At 60.4% G+C, this 17,576-nt stretch carries 17 protein-coding genes; 11 read left to right on the forward strand and 6 right to left on the reverse strand.

Annotated features, from left to right (window positions below; translation table 11 throughout):
- Positions 1-60 precede the first annotated feature (60 nt).
- Positions 61-1,299 carry an MFS transporter gene (locus BFQ01_RS02955; RefSeq protein WP_065924168.1) on the reverse strand — a complete coding sequence of 413 codons (1,239 nt, stop codon included), beginning with the start codon at positions 1,297-1,299 and terminating at the stop codon, positions 61-63.
- Positions 1,300-1,617: 318 nt separating this feature from the next.
- On the opposite strand from BFQ01_RS02955, the gene BFQ01_RS02960 reads away from it, so the two are divergent.
- From BFQ01_RS02960 to BFQ01_RS02970, 3 genes are read left to right on the forward strand one after another with little or no spacing between them, the layout of a single operon-like run.
- A complete protein-coding gene (locus BFQ01_RS02960) occupies positions 1,618-3,057 on the forward strand; it encodes a cytochrome ubiquinol oxidase subunit I (protein ID WP_027605306.1) in 1,440 nt (479 codons plus the stop codon).
- Position 3,058: 1 nt separating this feature from the next.
- Positions 3,059-4,066: a cytochrome d ubiquinol oxidase subunit II gene (gene cydB / locus BFQ01_RS02965; protein ID WP_027605307.1), complete on the forward strand. Its 1,008-nt coding sequence runs from the start codon at positions 3,059-3,061 to the stop codon at positions 4,064-4,066.
- Positions 4,067-4,078: 12 nt separating this feature from the next.
- The gene (locus BFQ01_RS02970; RefSeq protein ID WP_010562540.1) at positions 4,079-4,246 is read left to right on the forward strand and encodes a DUF2474 domain-containing protein; all 168 of its coding nucleotides are present in this window, start codon (positions 4,079-4,081) and stop codon (positions 4,244-4,246) included.
- 82 nt (positions 4,247-4,328) lie between these two features.
- Here the strand turns inward: BFQ01_RS02970 and BFQ01_RS02975 are convergent, their stop codons facing one another.
- Complete coding sequence (locus BFQ01_RS02975; RefSeq protein ID WP_065924169.1) at positions 4,329-5,453, reverse strand: methyltransferase; 1,125 nt, start codon at positions 5,451-5,453, stop codon at positions 4,329-4,331.
- A 161-nt stretch (positions 5,454-5,614) separates the two neighbouring features.
- Positions 5,615-6,325 carry a helix-turn-helix transcriptional regulator gene (locus BFQ01_RS02980; RefSeq protein ID WP_065924170.1) on the reverse strand — a complete coding sequence of 237 codons (711 nt, stop codon included), beginning with the start codon at positions 6,323-6,325 and terminating at the stop codon, positions 5,615-5,617.
- Positions 6,326-6,704: 379 nt separating this feature from the next.
- Between BFQ01_RS02980 and BFQ01_RS02985 the strand changes: the two genes are divergently transcribed.
- Positions 6,705-7,481 (forward strand): ferredoxin--NADP reductase, encoded by a 777-nt coding sequence (locus BFQ01_RS02985; RefSeq protein ID WP_065924171.1) that lies wholly within the window; start codon positions 6,705-6,707, stop codon positions 7,479-7,481.
- A gap of 46 nt (positions 7,482-7,527) precedes the next feature.
- Here BFQ01_RS02985 and mscL read toward each other — a convergent pair whose 3' ends face one another.
- On the reverse strand, positions 7,528-7,944 hold the full coding sequence (gene mscL / locus BFQ01_RS02990) for a large-conductance mechanosensitive channel protein MscL (RefSeq protein ID WP_053137928.1): 417 nt from the start codon (positions 7,942-7,944) through the stop codon (positions 7,528-7,530).
- A gap of 287 nt (positions 7,945-8,231) precedes the next feature.
- Between mscL and katB the strand changes: the two genes are divergently transcribed.
- From katB to BFQ01_RS03010, 4 genes are read left to right on the forward strand one after another with little or no spacing between them, the layout of a single operon-like run.
- Positions 8,232-9,773, forward strand: coding sequence for a catalase KatB (katB, locus tag BFQ01_RS02995; RefSeq protein WP_065924172.1), 1,542 nt, complete (start codon positions 8,232-8,234; stop codon positions 9,771-9,773).
- A 54-nt stretch (positions 9,774-9,827) separates the two neighbouring features.
- A complete protein-coding gene (locus BFQ01_RS03000; protein ID WP_065924173.1) occupies positions 9,828-10,367 on the forward strand; it encodes an ankyrin repeat domain-containing protein in 540 nt (179 codons plus the stop codon).
- 35 nt (positions 10,368-10,402) lie between these two features.
- The gene (gene radA, locus BFQ01_RS03005) at positions 10,403-11,770 is read left to right on the forward strand and encodes a DNA repair protein RadA (protein ID WP_053137919.1); all 1,368 of its coding nucleotides are present in this window, start codon (positions 10,403-10,405) and stop codon (positions 11,768-11,770) included.
- 16 nt (positions 11,771-11,786) lie between these two features.
- Positions 11,787-12,512, forward strand: a complete 726-nt coding sequence (locus tag BFQ01_RS03010; RefSeq protein ID WP_065924178.1) for a hypothetical protein — start codon at positions 11,787-11,789, stop codon at positions 12,510-12,512.
- A gap of 4 nt (positions 12,513-12,516) precedes the next feature.
- Here the strand turns inward: BFQ01_RS03010 and BFQ01_RS03015 are convergent, their stop codons facing one another.
- A complete protein-coding gene (locus BFQ01_RS03015) occupies positions 12,517-12,885 on the reverse strand; it encodes a PilZ domain-containing protein (protein ID WP_065924174.1) in 369 nt (122 codons plus the stop codon).
- A 174-nt stretch (positions 12,886-13,059) separates the two neighbouring features.
- Here BFQ01_RS03015 and BFQ01_RS03020 point away from each other — a divergent pair, with 174 nt between their 5' ends.
- From BFQ01_RS03020 to yjiA, 3 genes are all read left to right on the forward strand, one after another.
- Positions 13,060-15,126 carry a carbon starvation CstA family protein gene (locus BFQ01_RS03020; RefSeq protein ID WP_053137912.1) on the forward strand — a complete coding sequence of 689 codons (2,067 nt, stop codon included), beginning with the start codon at positions 13,060-13,062 and terminating at the stop codon, positions 15,124-15,126.
- A 15-nt stretch (positions 15,127-15,141) separates the two neighbouring features.
- On the forward strand, positions 15,142-15,339 hold the full coding sequence (locus BFQ01_RS03025; RefSeq protein WP_003176208.1) for a YbdD/YjiX family protein: 198 nt from the start codon (positions 15,142-15,144) through the stop codon (positions 15,337-15,339).
- 135 nt (positions 15,340-15,474) lie between these two features.
- On the forward strand, positions 15,475-16,434 hold the full coding sequence (gene yjiA, locus BFQ01_RS03030; protein ID WP_065924175.1) for a GTPase: 960 nt from the start codon (positions 15,475-15,477) through the stop codon (positions 16,432-16,434).
- Positions 16,435-16,444: 10 nt separating this feature from the next.
- Here the strand turns inward: yjiA and BFQ01_RS03035 are convergent, their stop codons facing one another.
- A complete protein-coding gene (locus BFQ01_RS03035; protein ID WP_083244914.1) occupies positions 16,445-17,569 on the reverse strand; it encodes an ISL3 family transposase in 1,125 nt (374 codons plus the stop codon).
- Positions 17,570-17,576 lie beyond the last annotated feature (7 nt).

Below are 17,576 nucleotides of genomic sequence, written 5' to 3' on the forward strand. Positions count from 1 at the left end.
TTGTAACCCTTACGTGACCCCAACTTAAGAACGCGTTCCATCTTCGGCCTGCATCCGTGCCTAAGTGCTTTTCTCTTCCACCGGCACATGCATACGATCCCGATTCGCCAGGGTCGGGAACAGTTTGATCCACACCCCGGTCACCACCAGCGTACCGATCCCGCCCATGACCACGGCGGGCACGGTGCCGAACCAATGGGCGGTAATCCCCGATTCGAACTCGCCCAATTGGTTGGACGCGCCGATAAACAGACCATTGACCGCACTGACCCGCCCGCGCATTTCATCCGGCGTCTCCAACTGCACGAAGGACGCACGGATCACCATGCTGATCATGTCCGCCGCGCCCAGCACCACCAGCACCGCCAGGGAAAACCAGAACGAGGTGGACAGGCCGAAGGCGATGGTTGCCACGCCGAATACGCCGACGGCGGTGAACATCACCCGGCCCACCTGCCGATCTACCGAAAAGCGCGCCAGCCACAACGACATCAACAACGCGCCCACCGCCGGCGCCGAGCGCAACAGGCCCAGGCCCCAGGCGCCGGTCAGCAGGATGTCCTTGGCGAACACCGGCAGCAACGCGGTGGCGCCGCCCAGCAGCACGGCGAACAGGTCGAGGGAAATCGCCCCGAGGATGTCCGGGCGACTGCGGATAAAGCGGATGCCGGCCAGCAGTGAATCGAGGGTGGCCTTGCCTTTGTTGAGCGGGGTCTGGCGGGCGGGCAGGTTGAGGGTCAGCACACAGGCAATGAGGTACAGCGCCACCGTGGGCCCATACACCCAGACGCTGCCGAAGGCGTATAGCAAACCACCGAGGGCCGGGGCGACAATGGTTGCCAGTTGCTGGGCCGACTGCGACGAGGCCACCGCACGCGGGAACAGCGCACTGGGCACGATGCTCGGCAGCAGGGCCTGGGTGGTGGGCATTTCAAACGAGCGCGCGGCGCCGAGCAGGAAGGCGAGGATAAAGATCATCTCGCGGGTCACGTTGCCGGTGAGGCCGCCGATGGCCAGGGAAAGGGCAATCAGCGCCTGCACGGTCTGGCAGATGGCCGCGACTTTGCGTCGCTCATAGCGGTCGGCCACATGCCCGGTGTGCAGCATGAACAGCACGCGCGGCACGAACTCCACCAGACCGACCAGCCCCAGGTCGAGCACGTTGCCGGTGAGTTGGTAGAGGTTCCAACCAATGGCCACGGTAAGCATCTGGAAGCCGCTGGCGGTGAAGATCCGTGCCAGCCAGAACGCAATGAAAGGGCGGTGGTGACGTAACAGCAACGTGGGTTCACTGGGCATCGGAAATTCAGGTCAAGGCCGGAGGGAAGGGGCAGATTAGCATCAAGCTGTAACAATTAGTTGCGAGAAGAAGGCTGAGGCAAGCTGTCACGCGGCAAAAGACCACACAGGCCAGCCGTGAAAATGGGACTACTCTTTTCACTGTGATTGACCCAGATCAAAGTCATTTCAGAATTTGTTCTGGTGGCCGCAAGGCCCGATTCCCTACGTGGCTGGTTAAAAAAAGAAACGAATTGAAATTCGCCAGACTCCATATCCGTGGGGGCAGTGGGTGCAGGCTCCCGCCAGCAGCCGGTATTACCTGACAGAGGAAGACTTATGTTCGGTTTGGAGGCGCTAGATCTCGCCCGAATTCAGTTCGCGTTCACCATCTCATTCCACATCCTGTTCCCGGCGATCACCATCGGCCTGGCCAGTTACCTCGCGGTGCTGGAAGGCTTGTGGCTCAAGACCCACAACGATACTTACCGTGACCTCTACCATTTCTGGTCGAAGATCTTTGCCGTCAACTTCGGCATGGGCGTGGTCTCCGGTTTGGTCATGGCCTACCAGTTCGGCACCAACTGGAGCCGCTTCTCGGACTTCGCCGGCGCCGTGACCGGGCCGCTCCTGACGTACGAAGTGCTTACGGCCTTCTTCCTGGAAGCCGGTTTCCTCGGCGTGATGCTGTTCGGCTGGAACAAGGTGGGGCGCAAGCTGCACTTCTTCTCCACCGTGATGGTGGCCGTCGGTACGTTGATCTCGACCTTCTGGATCCTGGCGTCCAACAGCTGGATGCAGACGCCGCAAGGCTTTGAAATCATCGACGGCCGCGTGATTCCTACCGATTGGCTGGCGGTGATCTTCAACCCGTCGTTCCCTTACCGCCTGATGCACATGGCGACGGCGGCGTTCGTGGCCACCGCGTTCTTCGTCGGCTCCTCGGCGGCCTGGCACTTGCTGCGCGGCAAGGACAACCCGGCGATCCGCAAAATGTTGTCGATGGCGATGTGGATGGCCCTGATCGTGGCGCCTATCCAGGCGGTGATCGGCGACTTCCATGGCCTCAACACCCTCGAGCACCAGCCGGCGAAAATTGCCGCGATTGAAGGCCACTGGGAAAACAAAGGCAATGAGCCAACGCCGCTGATCCTGTTTGGCTGGCCGGACATGAAGGCCGAAAAAACCAAGTATGCGGTGGAGATTCCGTACCTGGGCAGCCTGATCCTGACCCACTCCCTGGACAAACAGGTGCCAGCGCTCAAGGAATTCCCGCCGGAAGACCGGCCGAATTCGACCATCGTATTCTGGTCGTTCCGGGTCATGGTCGGCCTGGGGTTCCTGATGATCTTCACCGGCCTGTTCAGCCTCTGGCTGCGCCGGGGCGACAAGATGTACACGTCCAGGCCGTTCCTGTACCTGGCGCTGTGGATGGGGCCGTCTGGCCTGATCGCGATTCTCGCCGGTTGGTTCACCACTGAAATCGGCCGCCAGCCGTGGGTGGTCTACGGGTTGATGCGCACGGCGGATGCTTCTTCCGGGCATAGCCTGGCGCAGATGACGATTACCCTGGTGTTGTTCGTGGTGGTGTACTTCGCGCTGTTCGGCGCCGGCCTGGGCTACATGATGCGCCTGGTGCGCAAAGGCCCGGTGACCCACGAAGGCACGGAACCGACCCACGGTGGCCCTGGCCAGAAACGCACACCGGCCCGTCCGTTGTCCGCCGCCGATGATGGCAGCGATGACGACCACGCCCACATCCAGCACAAGGGGAATTGAGATGGGTATTGATCTTCCGCTGATCTGGGCCGTGATCATCATCTTCGGCATCATGATGTACGTGGTCATGGACGGCTTCGACCTGGGCATCGGCATCCTCTTCCCGTTTATCCCGGGCAAGACCGACCGTGACGTGATGATGAACACCGTGGCCCCGGTCTGGGACGGTAACGAAACCTGGCTGGTGCTGGGCGGCGCGGCGTTGTTCGGCGCGTTCCCGCTGGCCTATTCGGTGGTGTTGTCGGCCCTGTACCTGCCGCTGATCCTGATGCTGGTGGGGCTGATCTTTCGTGGCGTGGCCTTCGAGTTCCGCTTCAAGGCCAAGGACCACAAGCGTCACCTGTGGGACAAGGCGTTTATCGGCGGTTCGCTGGCGGCCACGTTCTTCCAGGGCGTCGCGCTGGGGGCGTTTATCGACGGGATCCCGGTGGTCAATCGCCAGTTTGCCGGCGGCTCGCTGGACTGGCTCACGCCGTTCACGATGTTCTGCGGCGTGGCGCTGATCGTGGCCTATGCCTTGCTCGGTTGCACCTGGCTGATCATGAAAACCGAGGGCCCGTTGCAGGAGAAGATGCATAACCTGGCGCGGCCTTTGGCCTTCGTGGTGCTGGCCGTGATCGGCATCGTGAGTCTCTGGACGCCGCTGTCGCACCCGGAAATCGCCTCGCGCTGGTTCACCCTGCCGAACCTGTTCTGGTTCCTGCCGGTACCGATCCTGGTGCTGGTGACCATGTACGGCTTGATCCGCGCCGTGGCGCGGAATGCCCACTACACGCCGTTCCTGCTGACGCTGGTGCTGATCTTCCTCGGCTACAGCGGCCTGGGGATCAGCCTGTGGCCGAACATCATCCCGCCATCCGTGTCGATCTGGGATGCCGCTGCGCCGCCGCAGAGCCAAGGCTTCATGCTGGTGGGCACCTTGTTCATCATTCCGTTCATCCTGGGCTACACCTTCTGGAGCTACTACGTGTTCCGCGGCAAGGTCACCCACGAAGACGGCTATCACTAGGAGGGTCGTTGCATGTCCGGCAAACCTACGTTGCACGAGATCGAACAGGCCGAGAAACAGCCGCTGTGGCGGCGCCTCGGCTGGCTGGCGATGATCTGGACCGGCAGTGTGCTGGCCCTGTTCGTGGTGGCCAGCCTGATGCGCATGTTCATGAATGCGGCCGGCCTGACCACCCACTGACATCCCGATCCGGGCTTCGCGGCCCGCTGCCTGTTAACTTGAGGGCAAGCCCTGCTCTTCTTTTGGAAGGGCAGGGCTTTTTTTATTTGCGCGCTTTGAGAATCACGAACTTGGGCGTGGCAGCGACCTGCTCTACGCCACGGAACAAGCGCGCCAACTTGCTGTGATAACCCAGGTGACGGTTGCCGACGATATACAGGGCGCCGCCGACCACCAATGCCTCCCGCGCCTGCTGGAACATACGCCAGGCGAGGAAGTCGCCGACCACCTGCTGCTGGTGGAACGGCGGGTTGCACAGCACAACGTCGAGGGAGTCCGGCTCCTGGCCGGCCAGGCCGTCCCCGGCGCGTACTGTCACCTCCCGATCGCCGAGGGCGGCGTGCCAGTTCTCAAGGGCCGATTGCACGGCCATATAGGACTCGTCCACCAAGGTGTACTGGGCGTCGGGGTTTTGCAGGGCGCTGGCAATCGCCAATACCCCGTTGCCGCAACCCAGGTCCGCCACGCGGGCACTGCCCAGGTTGTCGGGCAGGTGCGGCAGGAAGGCGCGGGTGCCGATGTCCAGGCCTTCACGGCAGAACACGTTGGCATGGTTGAGCAGTTCGATAGCCGGCGCGTCCAGGGTGTAGCGCGTCGGGTAGGGCGAGACCGCCGTGGGGCGGTCGGCCAGTGTCGCGATCAGCAACCGCGCCTTCTTCACCGCCAGGGAGGCGTGCATCGGCCCGATATAGCGCTCCAGCAACTCACCGGCCGCCCGGGGCAGGTGCTTGACCATCGCTGCGGCGATCACTTCGGCACCCGGCGCCAGTTGGCCTTGCAGGCGGATCAGTTGTTCTTCCAGCAATGCCAGGGTCTTGGGGACGCGGATCAGCACCCGGTCGAACGGCCCGCTGGGCACCTCGCTGGCGGGGATGAACGGCACGGCGTCAAAGGCCTTGCCATTGCGCACCAGGTTTTTATCCAGGCCCAGGGCGGCCAGGAACGAGTCGCCGCTGGAGGTCACCTGCACCCGGCCTTCCAGGCTCGCAGCCAGGGCGCCGAAGCTGTCATTGAGCACCAGCACGCGGGTCGCAGCGCTCGGTTGCTGTTCAGCCAGGTAGCTGAGCAGGTACTCGTCGGCGGCGTCGAAGGCTTGCAGCGGATCGTTATGTTGCTCTGGCTGGCGGATCAGATCGAGCTGGGCGAAGGGGCTGTCGAGCAGGGGCATGGCGAGGGAGGCTCTGGGTCATCGATGGGTGTTCGGCAGTCGGCTGCGGAACCGTCTGAGTGAACAGCGGGCGGCACCCCGTGGGGACAGCCCAGCACTCAGAATGGGTCGTAAATGTTACTTTTTTTCCTGAGGGATTACATGCGGTGTTTCAACGCTGATTAAAACAACCCCGCTTTCGAAGCGCAGAGCACGGCGGCGATCTTGTTGTTGACTCCCAGCTTTTTGAAGCAACTGCAGATATGAAAGCCCACCGTACGTTCGGACAGGCACAGGATGGCGGCAATGTCCGCGGCGGTCTTGCCCATGGCTGACCACTTGAGGATTTCGGTTTCGCGCGGGGTTAATTTGCTTGCAGGGTTAATGCTGGGCTTGTGTGCATAAGTCTTCGCGACGACCGCATGCATCGCATGGCACAGCCACAGCACCTGGCCGGCTTTTTCATAAAGCTCCTGCGGGGTCACTTCACCTGCACTGCGACCAAGGGTCAGCATGCTGAACACACCCTGGAAATCATGCACGGCTTGGGTCCATCCCAAATGCACACCAAAGGATTGGGCTAAAGACCACAGGTTGGGTGAGTCTTTAAAGGTTTTTTCCTCCCAGACAAGGGGCAGCACACAACGTTTGCAATTTTCCACCACGGGATCAGCGTCAAAGAAGTGGGCCTGGTTATACAGTTTGTTCCACTCATCGGGATAGTTGTTGAGGCGAATAGGCTTCGTTTGGTTGTTAGGTAGTTGAGAACTCATCGTAAAAGAACAGTATTGGAAGCCAAGTGCGTAGGTGTGGTTGACAGCCATCTCGAAAAGAGTCGTAACCTCGCTCTCGCCTTCCAGTTTGGGAAGTCGGGTATTGCGCCAGTTGACCATTGGTAACTCTCCATGGGTTTCCGCATGACATGGGATACGTCCTGAACTCCCACTGCACGGAAATTAGTGTAGGACATGAGCTACATCGCGAAACAAAATTTTCGCTCTTGCAGGGCAGCGTTTAAGAAATTTTCTCTAAGGTCGCGGCGGGCTTAGCTAGGGGCTTAGTTGTTTTTTTCGATTTTTTAGTCAGTTGAAGCACCTGTAGCGGATCAACTTAGAGCGTGCTTGTAGCGCGGATAAAGGGGCTAATAGCAAATTGATCAGAGTTGATATTAGGTTGCCATTATTTTGTGCCTATATAATGCCACTACCAACCAGAGGTGTTTCCGGGCTCGAGTTTGAGGGACACTAGGGCACCTGTAGAACGGAGTCCCCCATGACGGCCAGTGCTGAGAAATTTACCCGCCAGACCTTGCTCGATGTGCAATCCCTGACCCCCAGCCTGTTTACCCTGCGAACCACCCGTGACCCAGGGTTCCGGTTTACCGCCGGCCAGTTCGTGCGCCTGGGGGTCAGCAAGGCGGATGGCAGCACGGTGTGGCGCGCGTATTCCGTGGTGTCCTCGCCGTTTGATGAATACTTGGACTTCTTCTCGATTGTTGTCCCAGGCGGCGAATTCACCAGTGAGCTCAGCCGATTGCGGGTGGGCGATACCTTGATGGTGGAGCGCCAGGCTACCGGGTTCCTGACCCTGAACCGTTTCGTCGATGGCCGTGACTTGTGGATGTTAGGCACCGGCACCGGGGTGGCACCGTTTTTGTCGATCCTGCAGGACTTCGAAGTCTGGGAGAAATTCGAGCGCATCCTCCTGGTATACAGCGCGCGGGAAGCCCGGGAGCTGGCGTACCAGTCGCTGATCAAGGGGTTGGGCGAGCGGGAGTACCTGGCAGAATATGCGCACAAACTGACCTACATCCCCATCGTGACCCGAGAGGATTATCCGGGCGCGTTGAGTGGGCGTATTACCACCTCGATCGAAAACGGAGAATTGGAGCGTGCTGCCGGCGTCGAGCTGACCCCGGAACACTCCCGCGTGCTGATTTGCGGCAACCCGCAGATGGTGGATGACACTCGCCAGTTGCTCAAGCAGCGCGACATGCAACTGAGCCTTAGCCGCCGGCCAGGGCAGGTGGCAGTGGAAAACTACTGGTAATGAAAAGGCGCCTCAAGGAGGCGCCTTTTTTCCAAGCCGGCAGGGGTTAAAGCGGCTTGTCGTTCTGCGCCTTGAGCAGGTCGCGAATCTCGCCCAGCAGCACTTCTTCCTTGCTCGGTGTCGGTGGCAGGCTAGGCGCCACGGCTTCTTCGCGCTTGAGGCGGTTGATGGCCTTGACGCCCATGAAGATCGCGAACGCGACGATCACAAAGTCGATCACGCTCTGGATGAACTTGCCGTACGCCAGCACCACGGCAGGCACATCGCCCTGTGCCGCCTTGAGCGTAATCGCCAGGTCACCAAAGTCCACGCCACCGATCAACAGACCAATGGGCGGCATCACCACATCGCCTACAAACGAGGAAACAATTTTGCCGAAGGCGGCGCCGATGATGATACCGACGGCCATGTCGACCACATTACCTTTGACCGCGAAGGCCTTGAACTCACTGATCACGCCCATAGGTTATTCCTTGTTACAGATGAGAAGGGTGCCGCTCAGTGTAAGTCAGTCGTAACCGGCTTGCCTGATACAGCTGCTAACACTGTCAGTTTTTATCGACACATTAAATCGCAAATAGTTTGCAAAGTGCCACCAGTCGCGCGCGAAATACGCGCCATTTCAGCGGCTTACCACATTATTTTCTTAATCGCCCTGGTGGTGTTTTTCTATTTATCTTCTGACTCGCGGGTCACTAGCCTCTGGCAAGCACAACTGAATGTGCATTAAAAAAACCAGAGGAAACCTTGATGAAGAATCCAATGAATCGCGGCCCGGTATTGGCGCGTCATGTGCTGGTACTGGCGACCGCCAGCCTGCTTTCCCTCTCTGTACAAGCCGCCAACCTGACCCGTGACAACGGTGCCGCCGTCGGCGACAACCAGAACTCGCAAACCGCCGGCGCCAATGGCCCGGTGCTGCTTCAGGACGTGCAACTGATCCAGAAACTGCAGCGCTTCGACCGTGAGCGCATCCCCGAGCGCGTGGTGCATGCCCGTGGCACCGGCGCCCATGGCACCTTCACCGTCACCGATAACCTCAGTGACCTGACCAAGGCCAAGGTCTTCGCTGCTGGCGAAACCACCCCGGTGTTCGTGCGCTTCTCGGCCGTGGTGCACGGCAATCATTCCCCGGAAACCCTGCGTGACCCGCGCGGCTTCGCCACCAAGTTCTATACCGCCGATGGCAACTGGGACTTGGTGGGTAATAACTTCCCGACGTTCTTTATCCGCGATGCCATCAAGTTCCCCGACATGGTCCACGCCTTCAAGCCGGACCCGCGCACTAACCTGGACGATGACTCCCGTCGCTTCGACTTCTTCTCCCATGTTCCCGAGGCCACTCGCACACTTACCGAGTTGTATTCCGACTCCGGTACTCCGGCCAGTTATCGGGAAATGGACGGCAATGGCGTACATGCCTACAAGTTGATCAACGCCAAGGGTGAAGTGCACTACGTCAAGTTCCACTGGAAGAGCCTGCAAGGCATCAAGAACCTCGATCCCAAGCAAGTTAGCGAAGTGCAGGGGCGTGACTACAGCCATATGACCAATGACTTGGTCACCCATATCAACAAGGGCGACTTCCCCAAGTGGGACCTGTATGTGCAGGTACTCAAGCCGGAAGACTTGGCCAAGTTTGATTTCGACCCGCTGGACGCCACCAAGATCTGGCCGAATGTGCCCGAGCGCAAAGTCGGGCAGATGGTGCTGAACCGCAATCCGGCGAATGTCTTCCAGGAAACCGAGCAAGTGGCCATGGCCCCGGCCAACCTGGTACCGGGTATCGAGCCGTCGGAAGACCGCCTGCTGCAAGGCCGGGTGTTCTCGTATGCCGACACGCAGATGTATCGCCTGGGCGCCAATGCCCTGCAACTGCCGATCAACGCCCCTCGGGTCACCGTCAACAACGGTAACCAGGACGGCGCGCTGAACTTCGGCAAGACCACCAGCGGCGTGAACTACCAGCCAAGTCGCCTGGAAAACCGTGAAGAGCCGCAAACCGCGCGCTACAGCCAGACGGCACTGTCGGGCAGCACCCAGCAGGCGAAGATCCAGCGTGAGCAGAACTTCAAGCAGGCCGGCGATCTGTATCGCTCCTACAACAAGAAAGAGCGTCAGGACTTGATCGACAACTTCGGCGGCTCCCTGGCCACGACCGATGACGAGAGCAAGCACATCATCCTGTCGTTCCTCTACAAGGCTGATCCGGAGTACGGCACCGGCGTGGCCAAGGTCGCCAAGGGTGATCTGGCGCGCGTGAAGGCGCTGGCCGAAAAACTCACTGACTGATGTTGGTTTTGGTCGATGCCCATGCGGGCGTCGACCTCTGGCAGGAGAGAACCCATGCGTATTTCTATCGGCTTACTGATGGCCATGCTGGCTTTTGTCGCCCATGCCGAGTCGCCCGACCCGGTCGCACTCAAGGCGCAGCTCCAGGATTATTACTTCGACGCCGCCCGCCGTGGCGACCTCGACATGCTCAACACCTTCATCGACGCCGGCTTCCCCCTCAACACCCAGGACGACAAGGGCTACACCGCGCTGATCCTCGCCGCCTACCACGGCGAAAGCGCCTACGTGGAGCGTTTGCTCGCCGCCGGTGCCGACGCCTGTGTGCAGGACAAACGTGGCAACACCGCGTTGATGGGGGCGATCTTCAAGGGTGAATTGAGCATTGCCCAGCGCCTGCTGGCCACCGACTGCAACCCCGACCAGCGTAACGGTGCCGGTCAGACGGCGGCCATGTATGCCGGGCTGTTCAAGCGCATCGAGTTGCTCGACGAACTCAAGGCCAAGGGCGCCGATCTCAACGCCGAAGACCCGGTCGGCAATAGTGCTTCACGATTGGCCAGCGGTGAAATCCGGACCCCGGCGTCGCGCTGAGCTATCATCGCGGTTTTTCGGTTGGAGGTTCTCAAATGGCAAAGGCCAAGCGCATGTACGGCTGCACGGAGTGCGGCGCGACCTTTCCCAAGTGGGCCGGCCAATGCACCGAGTGTGGTGCGTGGAATACCCTGACTGAAACCATGATCGAAAGCGGCGGCGCCGCTGCCCCTACCGGGCGTGCCGGTTGGACCGGGCAGCAGGCGCAGATCAAGACCCTGGCCGAAGTCAGCGTCGAAGAGATCCCGCGTTTCTCGACGGCTTCCGGCGAGCTGGATCGGGTTCTGGGTGGCGGCCTGGTGGACGGCTCGGTGGTGTTGATTGGCGGCGACCCCGGCATCGGCAAATCGACGATTCTGCTGCAAACCCTGTGCAGCATCGCCAGCCGCATGCCGGCGCTGTACGTCACCGGCGAAGAATCCCAGCAACAGGTGGCCATGCGCGCGCGCCGCCTGGGCCTGCCCCAGGACCAACTGCGGGTCATGACCGAAACCTGCATCGAAAGCATCATCGCCACAGCCCGGATCGAAAAACCCAAGGTCATGGTGATCGACTCGATCCAGACGATTTTCACCGAGCAATTGCAGTCGGCGCCGGGCGGCGTGTCCCAGGTGCGCGAAAGTGCGGCGTTGCTGGTGCGCTACGCCAAGCAGAGCGGCACGGCGATCTTCCTGGTCGGCCACGTCACCAAAGAGGGCGCGCTGGCCGGGCCACGGGTGCTGGAGCATATGGTCGATACCGTGCTGTATTTCGAAGGCGAGTCCGATGGCCGCTTGCGCTTGCTGCGGGCGGTGAAGAACCGCTTCGGCGCGGTGAACGAACTGGGTGTGTTCGCCATGACTGACCGGGGGCTGAAGGAAGTCTCCAACCCCTCGGCGATTTTCCTGACCCGCGCCCAGGAAGAAGTCCCAGGCAGCGTGGTCATGGCGACGTGGGAAGGTACCCGGCCGATGCTGGTGGAAGTCCAGGCGCTGGTGGATGACAGCCATCTGGCCAACCCACGCCGCGTCACGCTGGGCCTGGATCAAAACCGCCTGGCGATGCTGTTGGCGGTGCTGCACCGCCATGGGGGGATCCCGACCCATGACCAGGACGTGTTCCTCAACGTGGTCGGCGGGGTCAAGGTGCTGGAAACCGCGTCCGACCTGGCGTTGATGGCGGCAGTGATGTCCAGCCTGCGCAACCGGCCATTGCCCCACGACCTGCTGGTGTTCGGTGAGGTGGGCCTGTCGGGCGAAGTGCGCCCGGTGCCCAGCGGCCAGGAACGCTTGAAGGAAGCGGCCAAGCATGGCTTCAAACGCGCGATCGTGCCCAAGGGCAATGCGCCGAAGGAAATGCCGCCAGGATTGCAGGTAATTGGAGTCACGCGCCTGGAGCAGGCGTTGGATGCACTTTTCGAATAATTCAGGGATGGACGCCATGCAACGATCGAATCGCTGGGGTGTAGTCGCCCTGTTTGTCGCCTTGGCCGGCTTGCCCGCCATGGCCTGGGCTGAGCTGCCAACGGGCTATCGCCTGGCGCAAACGCTGGTGACGCCAGATGGCAGTGTGCTGCAGGTGCTCGAAGACCAGCGCATCAGCCCCCAACTGCACAAGGACAGTTGGGGCAGCGGGCTGGATGAAGACTCGTTCGACGAGCCCGGCGACTTGGTCGACAACCCACTGCTCGAAGCCCAGGTGCGCTGGGTGTCGGCCTCTGGCGAGGTGATAGCCCACGAAGACCTCGGCTACCCGTTGGCCGAGGTCGAGAAAGCCCCGATCAAAGGGCTGCCCGAACCTGTGTATTTTTTGACCATCGACCAGACCGCCCCCATGGGCAGCTACAGCGGGCCTGCCACGCAGCTGTTGCTGCCTGGCAAGCAGCAACTCAACCCGCTGGGTTACCAGGGCGCCGACGGCAAAGTCCAGGCGCTGACCCTGGCGCATACGGGCAAGGCGGCGTGGACGATCGCGACGCCAACCAGTGGCGGCGCGGATGAACTGCTGCAGGTGTCGTCATTTATGGACGGCGACGGTGAGGATGACTTTGCCACCCGTTATCAGACTTATCGGTTTGTCGACGGGCAGTGGCACGGCGCCTCAAGTCAGAAGAAGGGCTACTGGGACATGGAAAGCGAGTTTCCCGCACGTACGGCGTTTCCCTGAGCCGTTACACCTCCAGCAACGCGCCCAACTCCCGCTCCAGCTCTTCCTGGTCGCCCAGGTTCAACTCGATCAGCCGCCGCAAGTGGCTGATCGAGTCCAGGTCGATGTCTGTGCACACAAATCCCAGTTGGCCATCAGCTTCGTGGGTCAACCGTACTTGCATCTTTATATGCGCCTTGGGATCCAGGCGTATGTCGACCGCAAACGGCAGCGCCTTATTTCCCTTCCACCCTTCAGGCCGTTGCGCCAACAGGCCCTTGAGCGACAAATCCACCAATTGCACCGGCCATTCGTTGCCGTTTTGCCGAAGTTCGGTCTTGGCATCAAAGGCGATCCGGCGAAAACGACGGCGATCAGACGCTTGCTCGGTCATGGTGAAACCCTCTGTGGATAAAAGGATTGTAGCCCTGCGCCATCATCGGGTGGTTTTTTCTGCTTTTTTTGCCTCTGCAAGGCTCTAGACCAACGTAGGGGGGTGGCCTTTAAGGCCAGTAGCGCTAAACTCCGGATGGCTGTCCTTTCTGTCCACCCTGGCTGGAATATAAAAATGAAAAATAATAATAGCCTGCTACGCCACCTACCCTGGCTGGTGCTGGCAATCGTAGGAGCGTGCGCCCTGGGCGTAGTGGCCTTGCGCCGAGGCGAGGCGATCAACGCCTTGTGGATCGTGGTCGCTGCCGTGGCCATCTATCTGGTCGCTTATCGCTACTACAGCTTGTTCATCGCTAATAATGTGATGCAACTCGATCCACGGCGGGCCACCCCCGCAGTGGTCAACAATGACGGTCTGGACTATGTGCCGACCAACAAACACATCCTTTTCGGTCACCACTTTGCGGCGATTGCCGGTGCAGGCCCCCTGGTCGGCCCGGTACTGGCGGCGCAAATGGGCTACCTGCCCGGCACGCTCTGGCTGATTGCCGGCGTGGTGCTGGCCGGTGCGGTGCAGGACTTCATGGTCCTGTTCCTGTCCACCCGTCGTAATGGCCGTTCCCTGGGCGACATGGTGCGCGAAGAGATGGGGCGTATCCCGGGGACCATCGCGCTGTTCGGCTGCTTCCTGATCATGATCATCATCCTCGCGGTGCTGGCGCTGATCGTGGTCAAGGCCCTGGCCGAGAGCCCATGGGGCATCTTCACGGTGATGGCGACCATCCCGATTGCGATGTTCATGGGCATCTACATGCGCTACATCCGCCCGGGCCGCATTGGTGAAATTTCCATCATCGGCGTGCTGTTGCTGCTCGGTTCGATCTGGCTGGGCGGGCAGATCGCCGCTGATCCGGTCTGGGCCAAGGCCTTCACCTTCACCGGGATCCAGATCACCTGGATGCTGATCGGCTACGGTTTCGTAGCGGCGGTACTGCCGGTGTGGCTGATCCTCGCGCCACGTGACTACCTCTCTACCTTCTTGAAAATCGGCACCATCATCGCCCTGGCGATAGGCATCCTGGTGACCATGCCCGACCTGAAAATGCCGGCGCTGACCCAGTTCATCGACGGTACCGGCCCGGTATGGAAGGGCGGCCTGTTCCCGTTCCTGTTCATCACCATTGCCTGTGGCGCGGTCTCGGGCTTCCACGCGCTGATTTCCTCGGGCACCACGCCCAAGCTGCTGGCCAGTGAAAGCCACGCCCGTTACATCGGTTACGGCGGCATGCTGATGGAGTCCTTCGTGGCGATCATGGCGATGGTTGCCGCTTCGGTGATTGAGCCAGGCGTGTACTTCGCCATGAACAGCCCGGCGGCAATCGTCGGCACTGACGTGGTGACCGTGGCACAAACCGTCAGCAGCTGGGGTTTTGCAATTACCCCCGAGGCGCTGTCGGCCGTGGCCCATGACATCGGTGAAACCACCATCCTCGCGCGTGCCGGTGGTGCGCCGACGTTGGCGGTGGGTATCGCGCAGATCCTGCACAGTGTGCTGCCGGGTGAAAACACCATGGCGTTCTGGTACCACTTTGCGATCCTGTTCGAAGCGCTGTTTATCCTGACTGCCGTCGACGCGGGCACCCGTGCCGGTCGCTTCATGCTTCAGGACTTGCTCGGCTCCTTCGTACCGGCGCTCAAGCGCACCGAGTCCTGGACCGCCAACCTGATCGCGACCGCCGGTTGCGTCGCCATGTGGGGTTACCTGCTGTACCAGGGCGTGATCGACCCGCTGGGCGGCATCAACACCTTGTGGCCGCTGTTCGGTATCTCCAACCAGATGCTGGCCGGTATCGCGCTGATGCTCGCCACCGTTGTGCTGATCAAAATGAAGCGCCAGCGCTACATCTGGGTGACCATGCTGCCGGCGGTCTGGCTGCTGATCTGCACCACCACCGCGGGCTTCATCAAGCTGTTCGACGCCAACCCGGCGATCGGCTTCCTGTCGCTGGCGAAGAAGTACAGTGATGCCCTGGCAAACGGCCAGATCCTGGCCCCGGCCAAGAGCGTGGACCAGATGCAGCACGTGATCTGGAACGCCTACACCAACGCAACGCTGACTGTGCTGTTCCTGTTCGTGGTGTTCAGCATCCTGTTCTATGCGCTCAAGGTCGGCGTCGCCGCCTGGGGCAACAAAGAGCGTACGGATAAAGAAGCCCCGTTCCAGGCAGTACCGGACGCCTAACCGAGGATTGCAAGCATGTTCAATGACATCAGTCGCCTCGGTAAATACCTCGGTCAGGCCGCGCGCCTGATGGTCGGCATGCCCGACTACGACACGTACGTCGAGCATATGCAAACCAAGCACCCGGACAAGCCGATGATGGACTACAAGGCGTTCTTCCGGGAACGCCAGGAGGCCCGTTACGGCGGCAAGGGTGGGCCCAAGTGCTGTTGATTTAACGCAACTCCCTGTGGGAGGGGGCTTGCCCCGATAGCGGCGTGTCAGTGACAGATCAGTGCCTGACACACTGCTATCGGATGCAAGCCCCCTCCCACATTTGTTTCTGTGTTCCTTTAAGGAGAATTTCTTTTGTCCTCTCCCATTCCAGTCACCGTTCTCAGCGGCTTTCTCGGCGCGGGCAAGACCACCTTGCTGCGCCATCTGCTCAAGGCCGAGCACGGGCTAAAAATTGCCGTGATCGAAAACGAATTCAGCGACGCCGGTATCGACACCCAATTGCTGGGCGAAGAACCGGTGCAAGTCATGACCCTGTCCAACGGCTGCGTGTGCTGCACCATCCACACCGACCTGACCAAAGCCTTGTATCTGCTGCTCGAGCGCCTGGACAGCGGTGAGATCGCCTTTGACCGCCTGGTGATCGAGTGCACCGGCCTGGCCGACCCAGCGCCGGTGGCCCAGACCTTTTTCATCGATGAGGAGCTGCGCGAACGCTACATCCTCGACGGCATCATCACCCTGGTGGACGCCGCCCACGCCGAGCATCACCTGACCCAGACCATCGCCCAGGCACAGATCGGTTTCGCCGACCGGCTGCTGGTGAGCAAGCGTGACCTGGTGGATGACGCTACCTTCGAAGCACTCAGTGAACGCCTCACACGCATCAACCGCCGCGCGCCGATTCGCGTGGTTGAGCACGGCAAGATTGATCTGGCCGAACTGCTCGATGTGCGCGGCTTCAATCTCAACGCCGGCATGAGCCTGCGCCCGGTGAGCAAGGCGCCGTCCATCGACCGTATATCCAGCCTGGTGCTGCGCACCGACCAGCCACTGGATATCGACCGGCTCAGTGAGTTCATGAACGAACTGCTGGAAGACCATGGCAAGCAGCTGCTGCGCTACAAGGGCGTGCTCAATATTGCCGGCGAAGACCGCCGCATGGTGTTCCAGGGCGTGCTCAAGCTCTATGGTTTCGACTGGGATACCGAGTGGGCCGAGGGTGAGGCGCGGGAGAGTGTGATCGTGTTTATTGCCGATGAGTTGCCGGAGGACAAGATCCGAGAAGGCTTTGAGCGGGTCTATCAGGCATAAAAAAGGTTCATCACGGATTACCGGGAAAGACGCTCTTGATCTTCATGAAGAAGAATTCGCTATCCCGGTAACCGTACGCCATCCGTTTGATGACCTTTATTCGATTGTTTATTCCTTCCAACTGACCGGTGTGCATCGGCCAGCGAACCCGACTGACGATGCCCCGCCAATAACCCTTTAGCCGTTTGGCAAACTGGATCAGAGCCGGTATTTCACTTTCATATGCATGGCGCAGCCATTGCTTCCAGGCCGATCTCCAGGTCCAGGCAGTGCTCGGTGTCCAGAGCGTTTTGAGTTCAGCCTTCATCAAATAAACTGTCATCAGCGATTGGTTGGCCTCCAATAAATCCTGCAAATGGACCTGTTGTTCCGGCGTTTTCAGGTTCTGTGGGTTACGCAGCAACAGCCATCGTGCCTGCTTGATGACCTTGCGAGCCGGCTTGTTATGACGCAGCCGATTAGCTTCGTCGACGCGGACCCGATCAATCACCTCTCGGCCATATTTGGCCACCACATGGAAAAGGTCGTAGACCACTCGCGCTTTCGGGCAATGCTGGCGAACCTCCAGATCAAAAGCAGTATTCATGTCCATCGCCACCGCTTCGATTCGAGCGCAGCCCTCCGGCCCCAGCTCCTCGAAGAACGGCCTGACTGCCGCTCGGCTACGGCCTTCACCGATCCACAGCACTCGTCGTGTATCGGCATCCAGCACAACGCTGGCGTAACGATGACCTTTGAATAACGCGAACTCGTCCATGATCAGGCGTCGTGGTTGCGCCTTCGGCAACTCACTCAACACCGCCTGCAAGGCTCGACGCTCCAGCAACCGAACAGTGTCCCAATGCAGTCCAAACATCTGGGCCACGTGCAGGGTGGGAAGGCGCTCGCAGGCCTGAATGACCGCCTCGGCCAAGCGGCGCGTCATGCGGGCATAGCGATCCAGCCAACTGACGGCCTCCATGCGTTTTCCACAGTCGCGGCAGCCAACACGCCTGAGCAAAATGCTGAGGCGCACCGCGCGACCGAGAATGGGCAGATCACGAACGGTTCGCTCGCAATACTCATGAGTGGTTGAACAAGGTTTTTGGCAGCCGCCGCAGGAAGGGAATCGGGTGGCGTGGGGAATCAGATCGATCTTTAGA

This window comes from Pseudomonas sp. 8 R 14, assembly GCF_900005955.1.
Classification (GTDB): Bacteria; Pseudomonadota; Gammaproteobacteria; order Pseudomonadales; family Pseudomonadaceae; genus Aquipseudomonas; species Aquipseudomonas marginalis.

What these genes read in the sequence shown, in the direction of transcription:
- BFQ01_RS02955 (WP_065924168.1), bottom strand. Translation starts at nt 1,299, where the DNA reads ATGCCCAGTGAACCCACGTTGCTGTTACGTCACCACCGCCCTTTCATT.
- BFQ01_RS02960 (WP_027605306.1), top strand. Translation starts at nt 1,618, where the DNA reads ATGTTCGGTTTGGAGGCGCTAGATCTCGCCCGAATTCAGTTCGCGTTC.
- cydB (WP_027605307.1), top strand. Translation starts at nt 3,059, where the DNA reads ATGGGTATTGATCTTCCGCTGATCTGGGCCGTGATCATCATCTTCGGC.
- BFQ01_RS02970 (WP_010562540.1), top strand. Translation starts at nt 4,079, where the DNA reads ATGTCCGGCAAACCTACGTTGCACGAGATCGAACAGGCCGAGAAACAG.
- BFQ01_RS02975 (WP_065924169.1), bottom strand. Translation starts at nt 5,453, where the DNA reads ATGCCCCTGCTCGACAGCCCCTTCGCCCAGCTCGATCTGATCCGCCAG.
- BFQ01_RS02980 (WP_065924170.1), bottom strand. Translation starts at nt 6,325, where the DNA reads ATGGTCAACTGGCGCAATACCCGACTTCCCAAACTGGAAGGCGAGAGC.
- BFQ01_RS02985 (WP_065924171.1), top strand. Translation starts at nt 6,705, where the DNA reads ATGACGGCCAGTGCTGAGAAATTTACCCGCCAGACCTTGCTCGATGTG.
- mscL (WP_053137928.1), bottom strand. Translation starts at nt 7,944, where the DNA reads ATGGGCGTGATCAGTGAGTTCAAGGCCTTCGCGGTCAAAGGTAATGTG.
- katB (WP_065924172.1), top strand. Translation starts at nt 8,232, where the DNA reads ATGAAGAATCCAATGAATCGCGGCCCGGTATTGGCGCGTCATGTGCTG.
- BFQ01_RS03000 (WP_065924173.1), top strand. Translation starts at nt 9,828, where the DNA reads ATGCGTATTTCTATCGGCTTACTGATGGCCATGCTGGCTTTTGTCGCC.
- radA (WP_053137919.1), top strand. Translation starts at nt 10,403, where the DNA reads ATGGCAAAGGCCAAGCGCATGTACGGCTGCACGGAGTGCGGCGCGACC.
- BFQ01_RS03010 (WP_065924178.1), top strand. Translation starts at nt 11,787, where the DNA reads ATGCAACGATCGAATCGCTGGGGTGTAGTCGCCCTGTTTGTCGCCTTG.
- BFQ01_RS03015 (WP_065924174.1), bottom strand. Translation starts at nt 12,885, where the DNA reads ATGACCGAGCAAGCGTCTGATCGCCGTCGTTTTCGCCGGATCGCCTTT.
- BFQ01_RS03020 (WP_053137912.1), top strand. Translation starts at nt 13,060, where the DNA reads ATGAAAAATAATAATAGCCTGCTACGCCACCTACCCTGGCTGGTGCTG.
- BFQ01_RS03025 (WP_003176208.1), top strand. Translation starts at nt 15,142, where the DNA reads ATGTTCAATGACATCAGTCGCCTCGGTAAATACCTCGGTCAGGCCGCG.